The following is a 19,795-nucleotide window of genomic DNA, read 5'->3' on the forward strand; positions in this document are numbered from 1 at the left end:
CGCTTCACACTTATCGGAAAATGCTCCTAGAGCCCGTCGAACAGGGCCGTCGACAGATAGCGTTCGGCGAAGCTGGGGATGATCGTGACGATCGTCTTGCCCTTATATTCGTCGCGCAGGGCCAGATCGAAGGCGGCGACCAAGGCGGCGCCGGAGCTGATGCCGACCGGCAGGCCCTCGACGGCCGCCGCGCGGCGGGCCATGGCGAAGGCGTCGTCGTTGCTGACCTGGACGATGTCGTCGATCACGCCGCGATCCAGCACGCCCGGCACGAAGCCGGCGCCGATACCCTGGATCTTGTGCGGTCCCGGCGCGCCGCCCGACAGGACGGGCGAAGCCTCGGGCTCGACCGCGACCATCTTCAGCGACGGCTTGCGGGCCTTCAGCACCTGGCCGACGCCCGTGATCGTGCCGCCGGTGCCGACGCCCGAGACCACCGCGTCCACGGCGCCGGCGGTGTCGTTCCAGATTTCCTCGGCCGTCGAGACCCGGTGGACCAGCGGATTGGCGCTGTTCTCGAACTGCTGGGGCATGACCGCGCCGGGCGTGGCCTCGATCAGCTCCTGGGCCCGCGCGACCGCGCCGCGCATGCCCTTCTCGGCGGGAGTCAGCTCCAGCTTGGCGCCCAGCAGCAGCAGCATCTTGCGGCGCTCGATCGACATGCTCTCAGGCATGACCAGGGTGAGCTTGTAGCCCTTGGCGGCGGCCACGAAGGCCAGGGCGATGCCGGTGTTGCCGCTGGTGGGTTCGACGATCGTCGCGCCGGGCTTCAGGATGCCCTGGGCCTCCAGCGACTCGATCATCGAGACGCCGATGCGGTCCTTGACCGAGGAGATCGGATTGAAGAATTCCAGCTTGGCCAGAACCTCGGCCTTGGGCTTCAGCTCGGCCGACAGCCGGGGCAGGCGCACCAGCGGCGTGTCGCCGATCGTATCGATGATCGAGTCGTAGATCTTGCCGCGACCGGCGCGCTTGAAGCGGGCGGCGTCATAGAGGGAGGAAGCGTCGTCCATCGGAACACCTCGGAGCCGTGGGGTTGCGGGAAGCGGCGCACCCTAGCCCCCTATCCCCCCGCTGTCAGGAGGTCATTCGGCGGCAAGGCTTGCAGTTTTGCTATAGACGAGCGGCTCTAGAAGCGTTTCGGCAAGCCATCGCACCGCCGGCGCCGCCACCCCGTCGCCAACCACCTGCAGGCCCGAGGTCTGCGAGGTCGGAAGCTGATAGCTGTCGGGCAAGCCCATCAGGCGCGCGCCTTCACGGGGCGTGAGCAGACGCGAGCGGACGTGACCGTCGTCGATCACCAGCAGGGTCTGTCGGGACGAGCCGCCGCGCGGCGTACGCAGGCAGCCGGCGAGGCCGTCGAACCGCACCTCCGCGCGCTGCTGACCGCCGCGCATCCGGCGGAAGACGGCGCCCACGGAGCGCCCGCCGGCGTTCATCCGCGCCTCGACCGCCTGACGATGCGCCGGCGCCATAAGGTCCAGCAAGGCTTCGGTCTTTTCCGGAGGATGCCAAGTCACCGCCGCGTCGGGCTCGAGCATGGCCGCGAGGTCGGTGTTGCGCGCCGGCGGCTTGGGAACGCCCCACCAAATCCACCGCGCCTGAAGATCCTCGGGCAACCGAGCAGCCGCTTCACGGATGGCGCGGCTATGGAAGGCGCTGCTCCCCTCCAAGCCGGCCGTCGGCAGGCGAGTGGCGACCACGAAGACGCGCGGACGGGACTGCGGGACAAAGGCGGCGGCGTCGATCTCAAGGGCGCCGAAGCGATAGCCTTGCTCGCTCAAGGCGCCGCAGAGCGCGGTGAAGTCGTCGCCGTGGTGCGAGGTCAGCAGCCCGACGACGTTCTCGATGACGATCACAGGCGGCGCGCGCCCCTCGGCCGAAAGCGCCTTCATCAAGGTCCAGAAGCCGAAGAAGGCCGAGGACTTGCCGCCGGTCAGGCCCGCGCGAGCCCCGGCCAGGCTGAAGTCCTGGCAGGGGCTGGAGGCCCAGGCGAGGTCCGCCGTCGGCAGGGCCTCGGCGGTCAGGGCGAAGACATCGCCCTGGTGGAGGTGTTCGTCCGCGTCGCTGAAGTTGGCGCGATAGGTCGACGCCTTCACCGGATCGAAATCGTTGGCGAAGGCGCAGGTCCAGCCATCACCCAGGCCGATGCGGGCCATGCCGCCGCCGGCGAAGAATTCCAGAAAGCTTGGACGCGCGCGAGTCATCGGCCGGAGACTAGCCTGTTCGCGCCGCCGCGCCAGGGCCGCGCGCCCGCTCAGTCCCCCCTCGGCCCCAGATAGTCCGCGCCATAGACTGCCGCCCGCAGGTCGTGGTGCAGCGCGCCATCGAACGGAAAGGTCTGGACGAAGAAGACCGCCGTCAGCCGGTTCACGGGATCGACCCAGAACAGCGTGCTGTCGCGGCCGTCCCAGAAGAACTCACCCACCGCGCCGCGGTTCTCGGCCGGGGTCTGGGGCTGCTTCACCCGCACGGCGAAGTCGAAGCCGAAGCCGACGGAGCCCTTGCTGGGCAGCCACGACCGGTTTGTCACGCGCGCATCCAGGTGATCGGTCGCCATCAGGCGCACGGTCGAGGGATTGAGAATCTTCACCCCCTCCAGCGATCCGCCGCCCAGGAGCATCCGCGAGAAGCGGGCATAGTCGTCAATCGAGGCGACAAGCCCCGCCCCGCCCATGGTCATGCGACGCGCGGGATCGAAATTCATGCGCCGCGTCTCGGCGGGATCTTCCTTGGTCAGCTGGCCGTCAGGGCCTTTGTTGTAGACGGCGGCCAGCCGTGGAAAGGCCGCTTCAGGCTGGGTCCAGGCGGTCTCCTTCATGCCCAGCGGATCAAGGATATGCGCCTTCACATAGGCCTCGAAAGGCTGGCCGGACAGCCTTTCGACCAACAGCGCCTGGACATCGACGGCGGCGCTATAGCTCCAACGCTCCCCGGGATCGAACAGCAGAGGCGCCTTGGCGAGCCGGCGACCGAACTCGGAAAGGTCATTGGTCAGGTTCAGCGGGTCGAGGGCCGTGAAGGCCGCGTCGGCGGGCGTCGCCGTTCCGCCGTACGAGAACCCCGCCGTGTGGCGCAGGATGTCGCGGATGACGATCGGTCGGCTGGCCGGACGCGTCTGGCCTTGCGTGTCCATCACCTTCATGTCGGCGAACTCAGGCAGGTAGCGCGACAGCGGATCGTCCAGGCCGAACTTGCCCTGCTCCCACAGCTGCATCAGGGCGACGCCCGTGACCGGCTTGGTCATCGAATAGATCTGCACCAGGGTGTCGCGGCGCATCGGCTTGCCAGCCTCGCGGTCGGCCATGCCGGCGGCGCCGAAGTAGCGCTCGCGGCCGTCTTGCCAGACCAGGGCCGAGACGCCGACCGCCCGGCCGCTGTCGACCATGGCCTTCAGCGCCGCGTCGATCCGCGCACTGTCGATCTTCACGTCGGCGGACTGAGGGGCCGGCGCGGAGATCTGCCGCGCAAGCGCGGGGACCGCCGGGGCGGCCAGCAGCATCGCCGCCAAAGCGACGTGGATCATCTTCCTGAACACTAAGGACCTCCCGGCGAACTTTCGCGGACTGTCGCCGACGCCGAGGTCGTTTTCCAGCCGGTCGAGGTCGTAGATCAGCCCTGCGAGGCGATCATCTTCAGATAGGCCCCGTAGGGCGAGTTCTTCAGGTCGTGGGCCAAACCCAGCAACTGCTCGCTCGAGATCCATCCGTTCTGGTGGGCGACTTCCTCGACGCAGCCGATCTTCAGGCCCTGGCGGTGCTCCAACGTACGGACGAACTCAGAGGCCTCCAGCAGGCTGTCGTGGGTGCCGGTGTCCAGCCAGGCGAAGCCGCGTCCCATCCGCTCGACCGACAGGGCGCCGGCTTCCAGATAAAGCCGGTTGATGTCCGTGATCTCGAGCTCGCCGCGCGCGGAGGGCTTCAGGTCGCGGGCGAAGTCGACGACGCGGTTGTCGTACATGTAGAGGCCGGTGACCGCCCAGTTCGAGCGGGGCTTCTGGGGCTTTTCCTCGATCGAGATGGCCTTGCCGTCCGCGTCGAACTCGACGACGCCATAGCGTTGCGGGTCGTTGACGAAATAGGCGAAGACGCTGGCCCCGGTCTTAGAGCGCTCCTTGGCGCCCTGCAGGATCCGGCCCAGGCCCGCGCCGTAGAACAGGTTGTCGCCCAGCACGAGGACGCTGGGTTCATCGCCCACGAAGTCCGCGCCGATGCGATAGGCCTCGGCCAGCCCGTTCGGATTGGCCTGCACGGCATAGCTGATGTTGATCCCCCACCGCGCGCCATCGCCGAGGAGTCCCTCGAACAATGGCAAGTCTCGCGGCGTGGAAATGATCAGGACGTCGCGCACGCCGGCCATCATCAGGACCGACAGCGGATAGTAGATCATCGGCTTGTCGAAGACCGGCAGCAGTTGCTTGCTGATCGCCATGGTCACCGGGTGGAGACGCGTGCCCGACCCGCCGGCGAGGATGATACCCTTCATACGTCTTCTTCTTCAGTCCTGACGCCCGAACCTAGAGCGGATTTGCGCGAAGCGTGAAGCCTTTCGCGCGCGGGCTGGCGGTTCAACGCGATGATCGTGGAGGATTTGAGGCGCGCTCAAAGCCGTCCCTTGGCGCGAAGGTAGCGGTCGAGGGCGTCGGTCCAGGGCGGCATCGGCCGGCCGATCGCGGCCGCCAGCTTGGCGTTGGATAACGCGCTGTAGGGCGGACGCCGCGCCGGCGTCGGAAAATTGCTGGTCGGGATTGGCGCGACCTCCGCCGCGATTCCCGCGCGCTCGATGATCCGCGCGGCGAACTCCCACCAGCTGGCGACGCCGGAATTGACGACGTGATAGTCGCCTGAAGGCGCTTCGGCCGCGATCATGTCAAGGATCGCCTCGCCGGCGTCCCACGAGCCGGTCGGCGACATGACCTGGTCGGCGACGACGGTCAGGCGGCCTCGCTCCTGGCCAAAGCGCAGCATGGTCTCGACGAAGTTGCCGCCCTTGCCGCTGGCGCCGGCGACGCCGAACAGCGAGGCCACGCGCGCGACGATGACGTCGTCATGCTCCAGCCGCGCCAGGTCCTCGCCCAGCGCCTTGGTCGCGCCGTAGACATTGACCGGCGCCCGGCCGACGGTCTCCGACAGGGGCTCGCGTTGCGCCTGGCCGCCATAGACATAGTCGGTCGAGACCTGGATCAGCCGCGCGCGCTTGGCGGCGCAGGCCCTGGCCAGGCGGCCGGCGAAATGAGCGTTGATCGCCACTGCGGGCGTGGGGTCCTTCTCGCAGTCATCGACCCGCGTCATCGCCACGCAGTTGATGGCGACGTCGAAGGACAGGCCATCAAAACTGGCGGCGGCGTCGGAAGCGTCGAGCTGGGCGCGCGTCACCAGGACGAGGTCGAGCCCCCGCTGGGCCGCGAGCGCTCTGATGTCCGAGCCCAGTTGCCCGTTGGCCCCGAAAAGAGCGATTCGCGGGCCGGCCATCAGGCGGTCTTCAGGCCCAGGCGCTGGCCGGCGTAGCGCTCGCGCAGCGGCGTCCACCAGGCCTCGTTGTCGAGGTACCACTGGATTGTCTTGCGCAGGCCTGTTTCGAAGGTCTCCTGCGCCTTCCAGCCCAGCTCCGTCTCCAGCTTGGTGGCGTCGATGGCGTAGCGAGCGTCGTGACCCGGGCGATCGGCGACGAAGGTGATGAGTTCGCGGCGGGTTCGACCTGGCAGCGGACGCAGCTCGTCCAGCACATCGCAGATCGCCTCGACGACCTGCAGGTTGGTGCGCTCGTTGCGGCCGCCGACATTGTAGCTTTCGCCGGGGACGCCCTTGGTCGCGATCAGGTGTAGGGCGCGGGCGTGGTCCTCGACGTGCAGCCAGTCACGGACGTTGTCGCCCTTGCCGTAGACCGGCAGCGGCTTGCCCTCGAGAGCGTTCAGCGTGACCAGCGGGATCAGCTTCTCGGGGAAGTGATAGGGCCCGTAGTTGTTGGAGCAGTTCGAGACCACGACCGGCAGGCCGTAGGTGTGGTGCCAGGCGCGGGCCAGGTGATCCGAAGAGGCCTTCGACGCTGAATAGGGCGAGCGCGGGTCATAGGGCGTGGTCTCGCTGAACAGGCCGTCCGCGCCCAGGCTGCCGAACACCTCGTCGGTCGAGATGTGGTGGAAGCGGAAGCGATCCTTGTCCTCGCCGGTCAGGCCCTGCCAGTGCTCCAGCGCGGCCTGCAGCATGACGTACGTGCCGACGATGTTGGTCTGGATGAACTCGCCGGGCCCGGTGATCGAGCGGTCGACATGGCTCTCGGCGGCCAGGTGCATGATCACGTTGGGCCGGAAAGCCTTAATCGTCGCCGAGACCGCCGCGGCGTCGGCGACATCGCCCTGAACGAACTGATAGTCGGCCTTGCCCCCCAGCATCGCCAGGCTGGCCGGCGACGCGGCGTAGGTCAGCTTGTCGTAGTTGAGGATCGCGACATCGTTCTGGCCGGCCAGATGGCGGCATACGGCCGAGCCGATGAAGCCCGACCCGCCGGTCACCATCACGCGGAGATTCTGTTGCGACATGCGCTGCAAAGCCCTCGGCCATCCAAGAGCCAGCCCGTACTCCAGTTTTTAGTGTACTTGCAACCGTCGAGGCCGAAGCGGGCGGTCAGTCGGTGAACACCACCGTCTTGCGGCCGTTCAGCAGCACCCGGTCTTCCAGGCGATAGCGGAGGGCCCGCGCCAGCACCCGGCGCTCGATATCGCGGCCCTTGCGGACCAGGTCTTCCGGCGTGTCGCGATGGCTGATCCGCTCGACGTCCTGCTCGATGATCGGCCCCTCGTCGAGGTCGCCGGTGACGTAGTGGGCGCTGGCCCCGATCAGTTTCACGCCCCGCGCATGGGCCTGATGGTAGGGCTTTGCGCCCTTGAAGCCGGGCAGGAACGAGTGGTGGATGTTGATGCAGCGGCCCTGCAGCTTGGCCGACAGCCCGTCCGACAGCACCTGCATGTAGCGGGCCAGCACGACGATGTCGGTCTTGGTCTCCTGGATCAGCTTCCAGAGCTCGGCCTCCTGCTCGAACTTGGTCTCCTTGGTCACCGGCAGGTGATGGAAAGGCAGATCCGACAGGTCGATGTGGCCATAGGTCTCCGCCGGGTGGTTCGAGACCACGCCGGTAATGTCCATCGGCAGCTCGCCGATGCGCCAGCGATAGACGAGGTCGGCCAGGCAATGGTCGAACTTGCTGGCCAGCAGCAGCACGCGATAGCGGTCGGTGCGGTTCCGAAGCGTCCACTTCATCTTCAGCGGCTCGGCCAGAGCGCCGAACTCCTGGCGCAGCGCGGCGCGGTCGGCGCCATCGGCGTCGAAGACCACGCGCATGAAGAACTGACCGGTCTCCTGGTCGTCGAACTGCTGGGCGTCCAGGATGTTGCAGCCGCGCTCGAAGAGGAAGGCGGAAACCTTGGCGACGATGCCGCGCTGGTCGGGGCAGGAGAGGGTCAGGATCATGGTCCGCTCCCTCTAGAGAACCGCGCACGTCAAGAAAAGCCCGCAGTGGCGGCGAGGGGGCATGAAATCGCTCGTCAAACGGCCCTGGAGCGTCTCCGAGCGCACGGCCATGCCCCGCCAAAGATCATTGGAAGGCGGAAGAACCGAGCCGGGTAGTCGTCGCGGGGGGAACGGGTCTAGGCTCATCCGATGATTTCCTCCTCAGAAGTCTTGTCCGAACGCGCCATCGACATCCTGGCCAAGCTGGTGGCCTTCGACACCACCTCGCGGCGCTCGAACCTGGAGCTGATCCAATGGGTCGAGGGCTATCTCGCCGATCTGGGCATCCCCTCGCGGCGCGTTCCGAACGCCGATGGCTCCAAGTCGAACCTGATGGCCATGATCGGCCCGGCGATCGAGGGCGGGGTCGTGCTCTCTGGACATACCGATGTCGTTCCCGTCGATGGTCAGCCCTGGTCCAGCGATCCTTGGACCCTGACCGAGCGCGACGGCCGGCTCTATGGCCGTGGGACCTGCGACATGAAGGGCTTCCTCGCGCTCGCCCTGGCCGCTGCGCCGGACCTCGCCAAGGCCACGCTGAGGAAGCCCGTCCATTTGGCCTTCTCGTACGACGAGGAAGTCGGATGTCTTGGCGCGCCCGCCATGATCGACGTCATCGCCCGCGAAGCGCCCCGCCCCGCGCTTGTCGTCGTGGGCGAACCGACGGACATGGTCGCGGTGCGCGCGCACAAGGGCATCGCCAGCTTCATCGTCACCGTCACCGGCCGCGAAGCCCATTCCAGCCTGACCCACCTGGGCGTCTCGGCCAACATGGCGGCCATCAAGCTGATGGCGATGCTGGTCTTGCTGTCCGAGCGGCTGGAGCGCGAGGCCGATCCCAACTCGCCCTTCACGCCCAAGGGCGCGACCCTGACCATCGGCCAGGTCAATGGCGGCACCGCCGTAAACATCCTGGCGCGCGAGTGCGTCTTCGTCTTCGACCTGCGTACGCCCGCCGGCATGGACCCCGAGGCGCTGCTGGCTGACTTCTTCGCGGCCGCCCAGCGGATGGACGCCGAGATCAAGGCCAAGGCGCCGGAAGGCGGCGTGAAGGTCGAGCGTCGTTCCCTGACGCCCGCCTTCGCACCGGAGGAGGACGGCGTCGCCGAGGCCTTCGCCCGCAGGCTGGCCGGCGACAACGGCCCGCCACGGGTCGTGCCTTACGCCGCCGAGGCCGGGCAGTTCCAGGGCGCGGGCTTCTCGACCGTGATCTGCGGCCCCGGTTCTATCGACCAGGCCCACCAGCCCGACGAGTATGTCGAGATCAGCCAGATGCAGCGCGGCGCGGCCTTCATGCGCCGCCTGATCGAGGACCTGTCGGTCTAGATCCCGCGCGCTTTGCGGATCACGAGCCGCCGGCCGATGAAGGCGGCCGGATCGATCGACATCACCCGCAGGATCGCGCTCGGCGAGGCCTTTCGCATGGCCTGGATCGCGCGGCGATCGGCCATGACCGCGTCAAGGTCGTCGCGCTTCAGCGCCGCCTTGATCCCCCGGATGGCCGGGGCGACGTCGCCGCGCCGCCAGTGCAGCAGCAGAAGGCCGGCCGTCACGGCGACGTGCAGCGGCAGGGTGACCGGGAACAGCCAGCCGGGCGTGTTCTTCAGGAAGGTCCAGACGCGATTGCGCGAGCCATGGAAGATGGCGAAGTCAGAGCGCACGCCCGTGCTGGCCGAGCCAACGTGGGCGACCTTGGCCTTGGGCAGCAGCAGGGTCGGCTGGCCCAGAAGCCGCAGGCGATAGCCCAGGTCGACGTCCTCGCAATAGCAGAAGTAGCGCTCGTCGAAGCCGCCGACCTCGAGGAACAGCGCGCGATCGATCAGCATGGCCGCGCCGCAGGCCGAAAACACCTCGCCCTCGGGCAGGACCGGCGGCGTTTTCCGACCGTAGCCGCCTCGGAACGGAATGCCCGCGCTGGTCAGGTTGTCGCCCGCCCCGTCGAGCAAGCCGGGTTGGTCGGCGGACAGCTGCAGCGAGGCGAAGCTCTTCACCGACGGGTGGCGCGTTACGCCCGCCATCAGCTCCTCCAGCCAGTCCGGCTCCGGATAGGCGTCGGGGTTCAGGAGCACCAGCCACCGCCCCTTGGCGCGCCGGGCGGCGAGGTTGTTGCCGGCCGCGAAGCCCAGATTGGCGCCGGCCTCGACGAAATCGACCCACGGATGGGCCTTGGCCGCCGCCTGGGGCGCGCCGTCGGTCGAGGCGTTGTCGATCAGGATCGTCTCGAAATCGCGGAAGGTCTGGGCCTCCAGCCGCGACAGGCATTCGGCCAGGGTCGGGCCGCTCTGATACGACACGATCACCACCGTGACCGCCGGGCCGCTCTTGTCTTCCATCGTCTCAGGCGGCATCGGTGGCCAGTCGTTTCTCAAATCGAAGTACGCGTCATGAAGATCACGCCGCTGGCGATCCCCGAAGTGCTGCTTATCACGCCCGCGCGTCATGGCGATGAGCGCGGCTGGTTTTCCGAGACCTTCCGCCAAGCGGCGTTGGAGGAAGCCGGATTCAAGGCCGCCTTCGTGCAGGACAACCATGTCCGTTCGACGACCCGCGGCATCCAGCGCGGCCTGCACTACCAGAAGCCGCCACACGCCCAGGACAAGCTGCTGCGCTGCGTGGTCGGCGCGATCTTCGACGTGGCGGTCGACATCCGCAAAGGCTCGCCGACCTACGGCCGGTGGGTGGGGGCCGAGCTGTCGGCCGAGAACCGCCAGCAACTGCTGGTCCCCAAGGGCTTCGCCCACGGCTACGTCACCCTGACCGACGCCTGCGAGGTGCTCTACAAGGTCACCGACTACTACGCGCCTCAGGCAGAGGGCGGGGTGCGGTGGAGCGATCCGGCGATCGGCATCGACTGGCCGATCCAGGTTTCGGAGATCACCGCCAACGACCGCGACAACGCCGCGCCGCTGTTGGCCGAGATCGACTCGCCATTTGTCTACGAGGGCTGATGATGCAGGATTTCACCGATTTCTTCTGGACCTCGCCCGAGGGCCTGCCGCTCCACGCCCGGGACTACGCGCCGCGCGGCGGGGACCAGAAAGCGCCGGTGATCTGCATCCATGGTCTGACCCGCAATGCGCGCGACTTCGAAGACCTCGCCCCGAAAATCGCCGCCAAGGGCCGCCGTGTCCTGGCGGTCGACGTCCGCGGCCGGGGGCTGTCGGCGCGGGACCCGAACCCGATGAACTACCAGCCCGGCACATACGCGGCCGATATCGTGGCCCTGCTGGACGCCGCGAAGATCGACAAGGCGGTGTTCGTCGGCACCAGCATGGGTGGTCTGATCACCATGGTCCTGGCCTCGTTCAAGCCCGAAGCCATCGCCGCGGCCGTGCTGAACGACGTTGGCCCGGAGATCTCGCCGGTCGGGCTGGCGCGGATCGCCGGCTATACGGGCCGGGCCGGACGGTTCGAGACCTGGGACGAGGCGGCGGCCTATGTCCGCGACATCAACCAGGCCGCCTTTCCCGGCTATGGCCCCGAGGACTGGGATCGCGCCGCTCGCCGGACCTTCGACGCCCAGGACGGCGGCTTCGTCGCCGCCTACGATCCCGACATCGCCGCACCCATCCGGGCCGCGGCCGAGGCGGCCGCCAAGGTCCAGGCCGAGACGGGACAGGCGCCGCCGCCGCCCAACATGTACCCGCTGTTCAGCGCCCTGGCGAAGGATCGCCCGCTGCTGCTGATCCGCGGCGCGATCTCCGACCTGATCGACCCCGCGATCGCCGAGCGGATGCGCGCCGCCGCGCCGGACATGGCCTATGCCGAGGTCCCTGGCGTCGGCCATGCGCCGATGCTGACCGAGCCGGAAGCCTGGGCGGCGATAGAAAAGCTCCTCGAAACGGCGCCCTAAAGGGGTGGGCCCGGATGGCTTGGCCGTGTTAGAGCCCCGCCACGGCCCGTTCTTCGCCGCGACAGAGTGCTGATCCGATGACCCTCGACCTCGCCGCCATCCAAGCCGCCGCCGGCCGCCTGAAGGGCCAGATCGAGCGCACGCCGTGCCGCCACTCCAAGACCCTGTCGAAGATCACCGGCGCCGAGGTGTGGGTGAAGTTCGAGAACCTGCAGTTCACCGCCGCCTACAAGGAGCGCGGCGCGCTGAACAAGCTGATGCTGCTGTCGGAGGCCGAGAAGGCCAAGGGCGTCATCGCCGCCAGCGCCGGCAACCACGCCCAGGGCCTGGCCTATCACGGCGCGCGCCTGGGTGTGCCGGTCACCATCGTCATGCCCAAGACCACGCCCTTCGTGAAGGTGCAGCACACTCGCGACTTCGGCGCGACCGTGGTCATCGAGGGCGAGACCTATGACGACGCCAACGCCCACGCCCGCAAGCTGTGCGCGGAGCAGGGCCTGACCTTCGTCCATCCGTTCGACGACTACGACATCATGGCAGGCCAGGGCACGATCGCCCTGGAAATGCTGGAGGACGCGCCGGACCTGGAGGTCCTGCCGGTGCCGATCGGCGGCGGCGGCCTGATCAGCGGCGTGGCCACGGCGGCCAAGGCTCTCAAGCCCGACATCCGCATCATCGGCTGCGAGCCGGCCATGTACCCGTCCTTCACCGCCCGCATGCGCGGTGTCGCGGCCCACTGCGGCGGCCAGACCATAGCCGAGGGCGTGGCCGTCAAGCAGGTCGGCGACCTGACCTACGGCGTCGTGCGTCCGCTGATCGACGACGTGCTGCTGCTGGAAGAGCCGCACCTGGAGCAGGCCGTCTCGCTGTATTGCAACGTCGAGAAGACCATCGCCGAGGGCGCCGGGGCCGCCTCGCTGGCCGCCCTGCTGGCCTATCCGGAACGCTTCCGGGGCAAGAAGTGCGGCCTGATCCTGTGCGGCGGCAACATCGACACCCGCCTCTTGGCCTCGGTGCTGACCCGCGAACTGGTCCGCGCCCAGCGCCTGGCCAGTTTGCGCATCATCGGCGACGACCGCCCGGGGCTTCTCTCGACCGTGGCCAGCGTGATCGGCGCCATGGGCGCCAATATCATCGAGGTGAACCACAATCGCCTGGCGCTGGACGTCCCGGCCAAGGGCGCTGAGTTCGACATCACGATCGAAACCCGCGACGCCCAGCACACCCAGGAAGTCATGGACGCCCTGCGCGAGAGCGGTTACCCGCCCCGCGCCGTCTAGAGTCCTATTCCTTCGGCTTGCCAGGACCGATCCGGTTCACGTCCAAGAGCTCGATCCGGAAGATCATCACGCTGTTGCCGGGGATCGGGCCCTTGTCCTGGGCGCCATAGCCCAGCGCCGGCGGCACATAGAGGATCCACTCGTCGCCGGCCTTCATGCGCTGAAGCGCGATGACCCACGCCGGGACTAGGCCGTCCAGCGGAAACACCGCCGGCACGCCGCGCTCATAGCTGCTGTCGAACACCGTGCCGTCCAGCAGCTTGCCTTCGTAATGGACCTTCACCTCATCGGCGGTCGTGGGGTGCAGGCCGCCCGGAGGCCCCTCGCGCACGACCTTGTACTGCAAACCCTGAGGCAGGGTGACGACGCCTGGCTCCTTGGCGTTCTTGGCCATGAAGGCGTCGGCGGCCGCCAGGTTCTCCTGCGCCTTCTTGCTAGGGCCACAGGCGGCGAGCGTCAGGCCGGCGGCGGCGAGGGTGAGAAGCAGAGAACGACGAAGCATGGAGAAACCTCAGGCGAAGCTGGCCCTTCAGCTAGCACGGACAGCGCGGGATTCCATCTCCGAGCCTTTCCGCCAACGATTTCACGGAACAGTGGTGGCTTTCGGCCGCCAGCTTTTCTAGAAACGGCGTCCCAACATTAGACGAGCCGCTCATGAAACCCGTTCGTAAAGCCGTCCTTCCCGTCGCCGGCCTGGGCACCCGCGTTCTGCCCGGCACCAAGACTACGCCGAAGGAGCTGCTGAACGTCGTCGACCGGCCGATCCTGTCCTACATCGTCGAGGAAGGCCGCAAGGCCGGCATCGAGCACTTCGTCTTCGTCACCGGCCGCTCGAAAGGCGCGATCGAGGACTATTTCGACCACCAGGTCGAGCTGGAAGCCCAGCTGGAAGCCAAGGGCAAGACCGACATCCTCAATCAGCTCCGGGCCGAGTTGCCGAAGCCCGGCGAGATGAGCTTCGTGCGTCAGATGGCTCCGCTGGGTCTGGGCCACGCCGTGTGGTGCGCCCGCGACATCATCGGCGACGAGCCGTTCGCGGTCATGCTGCCCGACGTGATCGTCGACGCCGAGCCTTCGGCCCTGAATCAGCTGATCGAGGTCTACAACAAGGTCGGCGGCGGCAACGTCATCGGCGTCGAGGAAGTCCCGGCCAGCGAGACCCACAAGTACGGCATCGTCGCGCCAGGCAAGGTCGACGGCCGCGTCGCCACCATGACCGGCATGGTCGAGAAGCCGCCGCAGGGCACGGCCCCCTCGAACTGGTCGATCGCCGGCCGCTACATCCTGCAGCCCGAGATCTTCGGCCTGCTGGCCAGCCAGGAGAAGGGCGCAGGCAACGAGATCCAGCTGACGGACTCGATGGCCAAGCTGATGCAGCAACAGCCGTTCCACGCCTATGTCTATGACGGCGTGACCCACGACTGCGGCGACAAGATCGGCCTGCTGCGCGCCAATGTCGCCCTGGCCCTGAAGCGCCCCGACCTCGGCGCCGCGGCCCGCGCGGCGGTGGAAGCGGCTCTGAAGGCTTAAGAATAAGCCCTGCCCCCAGCGGGGGAGGCGGCCGAAGGCCAGAGGGGGAAGTTTCGGGCTATCCGGTTTCTTCCCCCTCCGTCGCCTGCGGCGCCACCTCCCCCGCTGGGGGGAGGATTTCCCATTCCGCCAAGACCTCTGCGTCGTCCTCGTCCTGCTTCAAGGCCGCCGCCGCGTCTCCCAGGAGCCGGCGCGCGGCCCAGACCGCCGCGCCGCGCACCACGGGCGCGGGATCGGCCAGCAGCGGCTCGACCACCGCCATCAGGCTGGCGTCGCCGCTGTTGCCAATGGCGTACAGTACATTGCGCACGAAGCGATCGCGGCCAATCCGCTTGATCGGGTTCTTCGAGAACAGCGTCCGGAATTCCGCATCGTCCAGCCGCGCGAGGTCGGCCAGCGAAGGCTGCTTCAAGGCCTCGCGCGCCTGCAGCTTGGCCTCGTTCGACAGCGAGGCGAACTTGTTCCACGGGCAGACGGCCAGGCAGTCGTCACAGCCGTAGATACGATTGCCAAGGGCGGGCCGGAACTCAGCCGGGATCGGACCCGCGAGCTCTATGGTGAGGTACGAAATGCACCGTCGCGCATCCAGCTGACGCGGCGCGGGGAAGGCGTTGGTCGGGCAGACGTCCAAGCAAGCGCTGCACCGGCCGCAGTGGTCCGTCTCCGGAGCGTCCGGCGGCAGGTCCAGGGTGGTCAGCACGCTGCCCAGGAAGAGCCAGGAGCCGAAATCGCGCGAGACGAGGTTGGTGTGCTTGCCCTGCCAGCCGAGACCCGCCCGCTGGGCCAGCGGCTTTTCCATCAACGGCGCGGTGTCGACGAACACCTTCACGTCGCGACCGAAGCGACGGTGCATCCAGCCCGCCAACACCTTCAGCCGCTTCTTGATGACGTCGTGATAGTCGTCGCCCTGGGCGTAGACCGAGATCGCCGCGCGATCAGTCCGGGCCAGCTGCTCCAAAGGATCAATGTCCGGGCCGTAGTTGACGCCCAGCACCACGGCGGATTTCGCCTCGGTCCACATCGCCGTCGGATGCGAGCGCCGGTCCAGCGTCTCTTCCATCCAGCCCATGGCGCCATGTCGGTCGGCCTCGACGAACTCCCGCAGCCATTCGCCGTTTGGCCAGGCCGCCGCCGCGTCGGCGAAGCCGCAGGTCGAGAACCCCAGCGCGAGGGCCTCGGCGCGGATTTCGTCCTTGATCGCCAAAAGGCTTTCGAGAGGAGTCAGCTCAGAAGTCGAGGTCGTCATAATGCGCGGCCGGCGCGAGGCCGGGCCAGCGATCGGCCAGGATGGGCCGGAAGGCCGGCCTCGACTTCAGCTTCATGTACCAGGTCTTGGCCGCCTGGAAGTCCTTCCACGGCACGTCGCCGAAATAGTCGATGACGGACAGGTGCGCGGCGGCGGCGAAGTCGGCCAGGCTCATGCGGCGGCCCGCCAGCCAGTCGCGGGTCTGCAGAAGGCTCTCGATATAGCCAAGATGCATGCGCAAGGCTTCGCGGCCCTGGCGCAGGGCGGCGAGGTCCGGCGCGCCCATCCGCAGCAGGCGCTTCTCCATCTTCTCGTGCAGCAGGAAGCCGTTGACCTCATTGTCGAACTTGCGATCGAACCACTGCAACAGGCGGCGCGCCTCTGCCCGTTCGGCCGGATCGCGGCCCAGCAGCGGCGGCTCCGGTTCGGTCTCCTCGATGTGCTCGAGAATGGCGCGGGTCTCGCAGGCGGTCACGGTGCGCTGGTTGCGCGTCTCGACCAGCACCGGCGGCAGGCCCGACGGGTTCAGCGCCGAGAACTCCGGCGGCATTTCCCAGTAGCGGACCTGGACCTCGACGAACGGCAGACGCTTCTCGCCCAGCGCCAGACGCACCTGTCGCGAGGCGGGATCCAGGGGGAAATGGTGAAGGGTGCGTTCGACGCTCATGCCTTAGGTGCGCTCAGGCTGCATCGAAAGAGCGATGCGCCGTTTTGCTTAACAAGAGATTGCTGAACCGCGATTACTCAGGAAAACCAGGCTTTTGCGCGGCGATTTCGGTCAGATCTTGGCGTTCATTCGCCCAATCAAGGCTGTGGTGCTCTGGCCTTGCTTGAGGTCGGCCAGAAGCACCTTGCCGCCATAGCCCAGCACGACATCCGAGCCGACCACCGTCTCGACGGTGTAGTCCGCGCCCTTGACCAGCACGTCCGGCCTGAAGGCCTTGATCAACGCCAGCGGCGTGTCCTCGTCGAACAGCACGACCAGATCGACAGACGACAGCGAAGCCAACACCGTGGCGCGGCCCTGCTCCTTCTGCACGGGGCGCGTCGGGCCCTTCAGCTTGGAGACCGAAGCGTCGGTGTTCAGACCGACGATCAGCCGGTCGCACGCGGCCTTGGCTTGCGAGAGGAGCGAGACGTGGCCGGGGTGCAAAAGGTCGAAGCAGCCGTTGGTGAAGCCGACCTTCAGGCCCCGCGCCCGCCAGCCCTCGACGATGTCGCGTGCTTGAGAGAGGTCGGCGATCTTGATCTCGCCGGGCTCGCCTTGATCGGACCCCGCCCGCGCCGTCAACTCGGCGGCGGTGACGACGTCGGTGCCGAGCTTGGCGACCACCAGGCCGCCGGCGAGGTTGGCCAGATGCGCGGCCTCGACCAGGCTGGCGCCGGCCGCCACGGCCAGGGCGAGCGTCGCGGCGACGGTGTCGCCGGCCCCCGAGACGTCGAACACCTCCACCGCCGTAGCCGGCAGATGGACGGGCGTCTCGCCGCGCACCGACAGAGTCATGCCGGCCCCGCCCCGGGTGATCAGGGCCGCCTCCAGCGTCGGCGCCATGGCCAGGATCGCCGCGCCGGCCTCTTCCGAGGCCTCGTCGCTGTTGTCGACGACGCCCGTCGCCTCGGCGGCTTCCTTGCGATTGGGCTTGATCAGGGTCGCGCCGTCATAGCGGGCGAAGTCACGACTCTTGGGATCGACGATGACCGGCTTGCCGGCGGCGCGGGCGGCGGCGATCGCTTCGCGCACCACCGCGTCGGTCAGGACGCCTTTCGCGTAATCAGACAGCACCACGACGTCGGTGGTCGCCAGCCGGGCCTTGAAGGCCGCCAGCAGCGCCGCGCCATCGCCCGGCGCGCGGTCTTCGCGATCCACGCGCAACATCTGGTGCGAGCCTGAGATGTAGCGAACCTTCTCGGTCGTGCGACGGCTGGCGTCGGCGATCAGCTCGGCCTCGAGGCCCGGCTCGGCGTCGATCATGCCGCGCAGGGCCGCGCCGGCGTCATCCTGGCCGACCAGACCCACGAGAACCGCCTTGGCTCCGAGGGCGGCGACGTTGCGCGCGACATTGCCCGCCCCGCCCAGCATGGCGGTTTCCTTCTCGACCGCGATCACCGGCACCGGCGCTTCGGGCGAGATGCGGTCGACCGCGCCATAGACGAAACGGTCCAGCATCACGTCGCCGAGGACCAGCACGGTCTTGCCGGCGAAGGCGCGGGGCAGATGGGCGAGGGTGTCGTTCATGCGGAGTTCCGTACCGCCCCGCCCCGAAAACTCAACCCTCGACGCTCTCGGCGAAGACGCCGCCGTGCTTTTCGGCAAGTCCGCGCGGGTCGGGATGGATGATGATGTCGGCCGATGGGAAAGCTTCCAGCAGGCGGTTCTCGGCGGCGACCATGATCGTGTGCGCCTCGGCCAGCGAGATGTCGGACGGCAGATCCGCGTGCATCTGCATGTGGACGTAAGGCCCCGAGGCGCGGGTGCGCAGCTGGTGGACGCCCAGGACTCGCGGGTCGACCGTGGCCAGCTGCACGATCCGGGTGCGCTCCTCCTCGGGCAGCTCCTGGTCCATCAGCTGGGCCGAGGCTTCGCGGAACACGCCGATCGCGCCCCAGATCAGCCACAGCGCCACCAGCAGGCCGGCGGCCGCGTCCAGCCAGGGCAGGCCGAGCCACGCGGCCGCGCCGACGCCGACTAGGGCGACCATGTTCGAGGCGAGGTCAGCCGCATAGTGGGCGCGGTCGCCGGAAATGGCGATCGAACCGCTGGCCTTCACGACGCGGGTCTGGGCGGTGATCAGGGCCAGGGTCAGGCCGATCGAGATCAGCATCACCGCGACGCCCGCCAGGCCGTGCTCGACCGGGCGCGGGTGCAGCAGGGCGTTTATCGCCTCCCGTCCGATCAGCGCGCCTGACGAAAACACAAGCCCGCCCTGCATCAGACTGGAAAAGGCTTCGGCCTTGCCATGACCGAAGCGATGCTCGGCGTCCGGCGGCTCGGCGGCGTAGCGCACGGCGTAGACGGTGATCAGCGAGGCCACCAAGTCGAGCGCGGAGTCCGACAACGAGGCCAGGATCGCGACCGAGCCGCTGGCGACCCAGGCGACCGCCTTGACCACGATCAGGATCGACGCCGTCGCCACGGACAGCAGGGCGACCCGGCGAGTGGCGGCGCGAACTTCGGGAGAGGCGGCGGAGAGCGACATGGCCGCCTTTTAGCAAGGCGGTCCGCCAAGCCCCAGCGCGAACGACTCGCGACGCTCAGGCGGCGATGCGCGGCTCGGGGCCGACATAGACCGACTGCGGCCGGATCAGACGTCCGCCCGCCAGCTGCTCGCGCGCGTGGGCGATCCATCCGGCGACCCGCCCCATGGCGAAGACGCAGGTGAAGCTGGACGGCGGCAGGCCCAGGGCCTCCAGCAGCAGAGCCGTATAGAACTCGACATTGGTGTCCAGCGGCCGGTCCGGCTTGTGCTCGCGCAGGATCTCCAGCGCGGCCTGCTCGACCGCCTCGGCGAAGGCTAGCCGTCCCGGCAGGGCGCTGGACGCCGAGGCGAGCTTGCGCACGGCGGCCTTCAGGGCGTCGGCGCGCGGGTCGCGGACGCGGTAGATGCGGTGCCCGAAACCCATAAGCCGGTCTCCGCGCGCCAGAGCCTTCTCCAGCCACGGCCGCGCATTGGCCGGCGTCCCGATGGCGTCGAGCATCTCGATCACCGGACCCGGCGCGCCGCCGTGCAGAGGCCCCTTCAGCGCCGAAAGCCCCGCCAGCACCGCCGAGGTCAGGCCGGCGCGGGTGGAGGCGACGACGCGGGCGGCGAAGGTCGAGGCGTTCAGGCCGTGGTCGCAAACCGTGACGAGGTAGGCGTCCAGCGCGGCGGCCTCGGCGTCCGACGCCGGCGCGCCGCGCGTCATGCGCAGGATGTCGGCGGCGTGGGACAGGGACGGGTCCGGCGCGACGGCGCTCTGGCCGGCCGCGACGCGCAGCACGGCGGGGGTGAAGACGGCCGGGGCGGCGATCAGCAGCAGGGCGGTCGAAAGGTCGTCGCCATCGGGCAGGCGCGCCAGCAAAGCGCGCATCGCCTCCACCGGGTCGCGGCGCGCGAGGCCTTCGTCCAGGGCGGCGACTTCCGCGAACGCGCGCACCCGCGCTTGGCCCACGGCGGGCGAAAGATCGCTGGGCGCATCCTCGAAGAAGCCGTCGAACAGCAGGTGCGCGGCGTCCTCGTAACGCGTCCGCCCCGAAAGATCCTCGACGGCGTAGCCTCGGATCACCAAGCGGCCCCGAGCGCCATCGACATCGGACAGGACAGTGTGGGCGGCGATAACGCCCTCAAGACCATCGGACATGTGCGGTCTCCTTTCACCGCGAAAAGGCGCTTACACAGCTTGA

19 protein-coding genes are annotated in these 19,795 nt (G+C 68.3%); 5 read left to right on the forward strand and 14 right to left on the reverse strand.

Annotation, left to right across the window (positions count from 1 at the left end; genetic code table 11):
- Positions 1-26: 26 nt before the first annotated feature.
- The 7 genes from cysK to purU form a co-directional block, all read right to left on the reverse strand.
- A complete protein-coding gene (gene cysK, locus CSW60_RS10615; protein ID WP_099537204.1) occupies positions 27-1,013 on the reverse strand; it encodes a cysteine synthase A in 987 nt (328 codons plus the stop codon).
- Positions 1,014-1,085: 72 nt separating this feature from the next.
- A complete protein-coding gene (locus CSW60_RS10620) occupies positions 1,086-2,207 on the reverse strand; it encodes a DNA cytosine methyltransferase (protein ID WP_099537205.1) in 1,122 nt (373 codons plus the stop codon).
- 50 nt (positions 2,208-2,257) lie between these two features.
- Positions 2,258-3,538: a serine hydrolase gene (locus tag CSW60_RS10625; RefSeq protein WP_099537206.1), complete on the reverse strand. Its 1,281-nt coding sequence runs from the start codon at positions 3,536-3,538 to the stop codon at positions 2,258-2,260.
- A gap of 74 nt (positions 3,539-3,612) precedes the next feature.
- Positions 3,613-4,485: a glucose-1-phosphate thymidylyltransferase RfbA gene (gene rfbA, locus CSW60_RS10630; protein WP_099537207.1), complete on the reverse strand. Its 873-nt coding sequence runs from the start codon at positions 4,483-4,485 to the stop codon at positions 3,613-3,615.
- Positions 4,486-4,601: 116 nt separating this feature from the next.
- Positions 4,602-5,471 (reverse strand): dTDP-4-dehydrorhamnose reductase, encoded by an 870-nt coding sequence (rfbD, locus tag CSW60_RS10635; protein ID WP_099537208.1) that lies wholly within the window; start codon positions 5,469-5,471, stop codon positions 4,602-4,604.
- Positions 5,471-6,538, reverse strand: a complete 1,068-nt coding sequence (gene rfbB, locus CSW60_RS10640; protein ID WP_099537209.1) for a dTDP-glucose 4,6-dehydratase — start codon at positions 6,536-6,538, stop codon at positions 5,471-5,473. Before rfbB ends, rfbD begins: the two co-directional genes overlap by 1 nt.
- Positions 6,539-6,623: 85 nt before the next feature.
- Positions 6,624-7,466 carry a formyltetrahydrofolate deformylase gene (gene purU, locus CSW60_RS10645; protein WP_099537210.1) on the reverse strand — a complete coding sequence of 281 codons (843 nt, stop codon included), beginning with the start codon at positions 7,464-7,466 and terminating at the stop codon, positions 6,624-6,626.
- Between the two features lie 189 nt (positions 7,467-7,655).
- On the opposite strand from purU, the gene argE reads away from it, so the two are divergent.
- Positions 7,656-8,831, forward strand: a complete 1,176-nt coding sequence (argE, locus tag CSW60_RS10650) for an acetylornithine deacetylase (RefSeq protein WP_099537211.1) — start codon at positions 7,656-7,658, stop codon at positions 8,829-8,831.
- Here argE and CSW60_RS10655 read toward each other — a convergent pair.
- Complete coding sequence (locus CSW60_RS10655) at positions 8,828-9,853, reverse strand: glycosyltransferase family 2 protein (protein ID WP_099537212.1); 1,026 nt, start codon at positions 9,851-9,853, stop codon at positions 8,828-8,830. The two genes, argE and CSW60_RS10655, sit on opposite strands and share 4 nt — an antisense overlap.
- 36 nt (positions 9,854-9,889) lie before the next feature.
- Between CSW60_RS10655 and rfbC the strand changes: the two genes are divergently transcribed.
- The 3 genes from rfbC (at position 9,890) to CSW60_RS10670 (ending at position 12,638) form a co-directional block, all read left to right on the forward strand.
- Complete coding sequence (gene rfbC, locus CSW60_RS10660; protein ID WP_099537213.1) at positions 9,890-10,453, forward strand: dTDP-4-dehydrorhamnose 3,5-epimerase; 564 nt, start codon at positions 9,890-9,892, stop codon at positions 10,451-10,453.
- Positions 10,454-10,455: 2 nt separating this feature from the next.
- Positions 10,456-11,358, forward strand: a complete 903-nt coding sequence (locus CSW60_RS10665) for an alpha/beta fold hydrolase (RefSeq protein ID WP_099537649.1) — start codon at positions 10,456-10,458, stop codon at positions 11,356-11,358.
- Positions 11,359-11,435: 77 nt separating this feature from the next.
- Complete coding sequence (locus CSW60_RS10670) at positions 11,436-12,638, forward strand: threonine ammonia-lyase (RefSeq protein WP_099537214.1); 1,203 nt, start codon at positions 11,436-11,438, stop codon at positions 12,636-12,638.
- A gap of 4 nt (positions 12,639-12,642) precedes the next feature.
- Here the strand turns inward: CSW60_RS10670 and CSW60_RS10675 are convergent, their stop codons facing one another.
- Entirely contained in the window at positions 12,643-13,140 is a 498-nt protein-coding gene (locus tag CSW60_RS10675; RefSeq protein WP_099537215.1) for an FKBP-type peptidyl-prolyl cis-trans isomerase, read from the reverse strand.
- Between the two features lie 152 nt (positions 13,141-13,292).
- On the opposite strand from CSW60_RS10675, the gene CSW60_RS10680 reads away from it, so the two are divergent.
- Positions 13,293-14,168: a UTP--glucose-1-phosphate uridylyltransferase gene (locus tag CSW60_RS10680; RefSeq protein ID WP_099537216.1), complete on the forward strand. Its 876-nt coding sequence runs from the start codon at positions 13,293-13,295 to the stop codon at positions 14,166-14,168.
- A 58-nt stretch (positions 14,169-14,226) separates the two neighbouring features.
- On the opposite strand, the gene queG is transcribed toward CSW60_RS10680, so the two are convergent.
- The 5 genes from queG to CSW60_RS10705 all read right to left on the reverse strand — a co-directional run bounded on the left by queG (position 14,227) and on the right by CSW60_RS10705 (position 19,752).
- The gene (gene queG / locus CSW60_RS10685) at positions 14,227-15,414 is read right to left on the reverse strand and encodes a tRNA epoxyqueuosine(34) reductase QueG (RefSeq protein WP_099537217.1); all 1,188 of its coding nucleotides are present in this window, start codon (positions 15,412-15,414) and stop codon (positions 14,227-14,229) included.
- Positions 15,395-16,081: an FtsZ-binding protein FzlA gene (fzlA, locus tag CSW60_RS10690; RefSeq protein ID WP_013081179.1), complete on the reverse strand. Its 687-nt coding sequence runs from the start codon at positions 16,079-16,081 to the stop codon at positions 15,395-15,397. The genes queG and fzlA overlap by 20 nt, the downstream gene beginning before the upstream one ends.
- A gap of 111 nt (positions 16,082-16,192) precedes the next feature.
- Positions 16,193-17,650 carry a D-glycero-beta-D-manno-heptose-7-phosphate kinase gene (gene rfaE1 / locus CSW60_RS10695; protein ID WP_099537218.1) on the reverse strand — a complete coding sequence of 486 codons (1,458 nt, stop codon included), beginning with the start codon at positions 17,648-17,650 and terminating at the stop codon, positions 16,193-16,195.
- A gap of 31 nt (positions 17,651-17,681) precedes the next feature.
- The gene (locus tag CSW60_RS10700) at positions 17,682-18,611 is read right to left on the reverse strand and encodes a cation diffusion facilitator family transporter (RefSeq protein ID WP_099537219.1); all 930 of its coding nucleotides are present in this window, start codon (positions 18,609-18,611) and stop codon (positions 17,682-17,684) included.
- A gap of 55 nt (positions 18,612-18,666) precedes the next feature.
- Positions 18,667-19,752 (reverse strand): citrate synthase/methylcitrate synthase, encoded by a 1,086-nt coding sequence (locus CSW60_RS10705; RefSeq protein ID WP_099537220.1) that lies wholly within the window; start codon positions 19,750-19,752, stop codon positions 18,667-18,669.
- Positions 19,753-19,795: the final 43 nt, after the last annotated feature.

This window comes from Caulobacter sp. X, from assembly GCF_002742635.1.
Classification (GTDB): domain Bacteria; phylum Pseudomonadota; class Alphaproteobacteria; order Caulobacterales; family Caulobacteraceae; genus Caulobacter.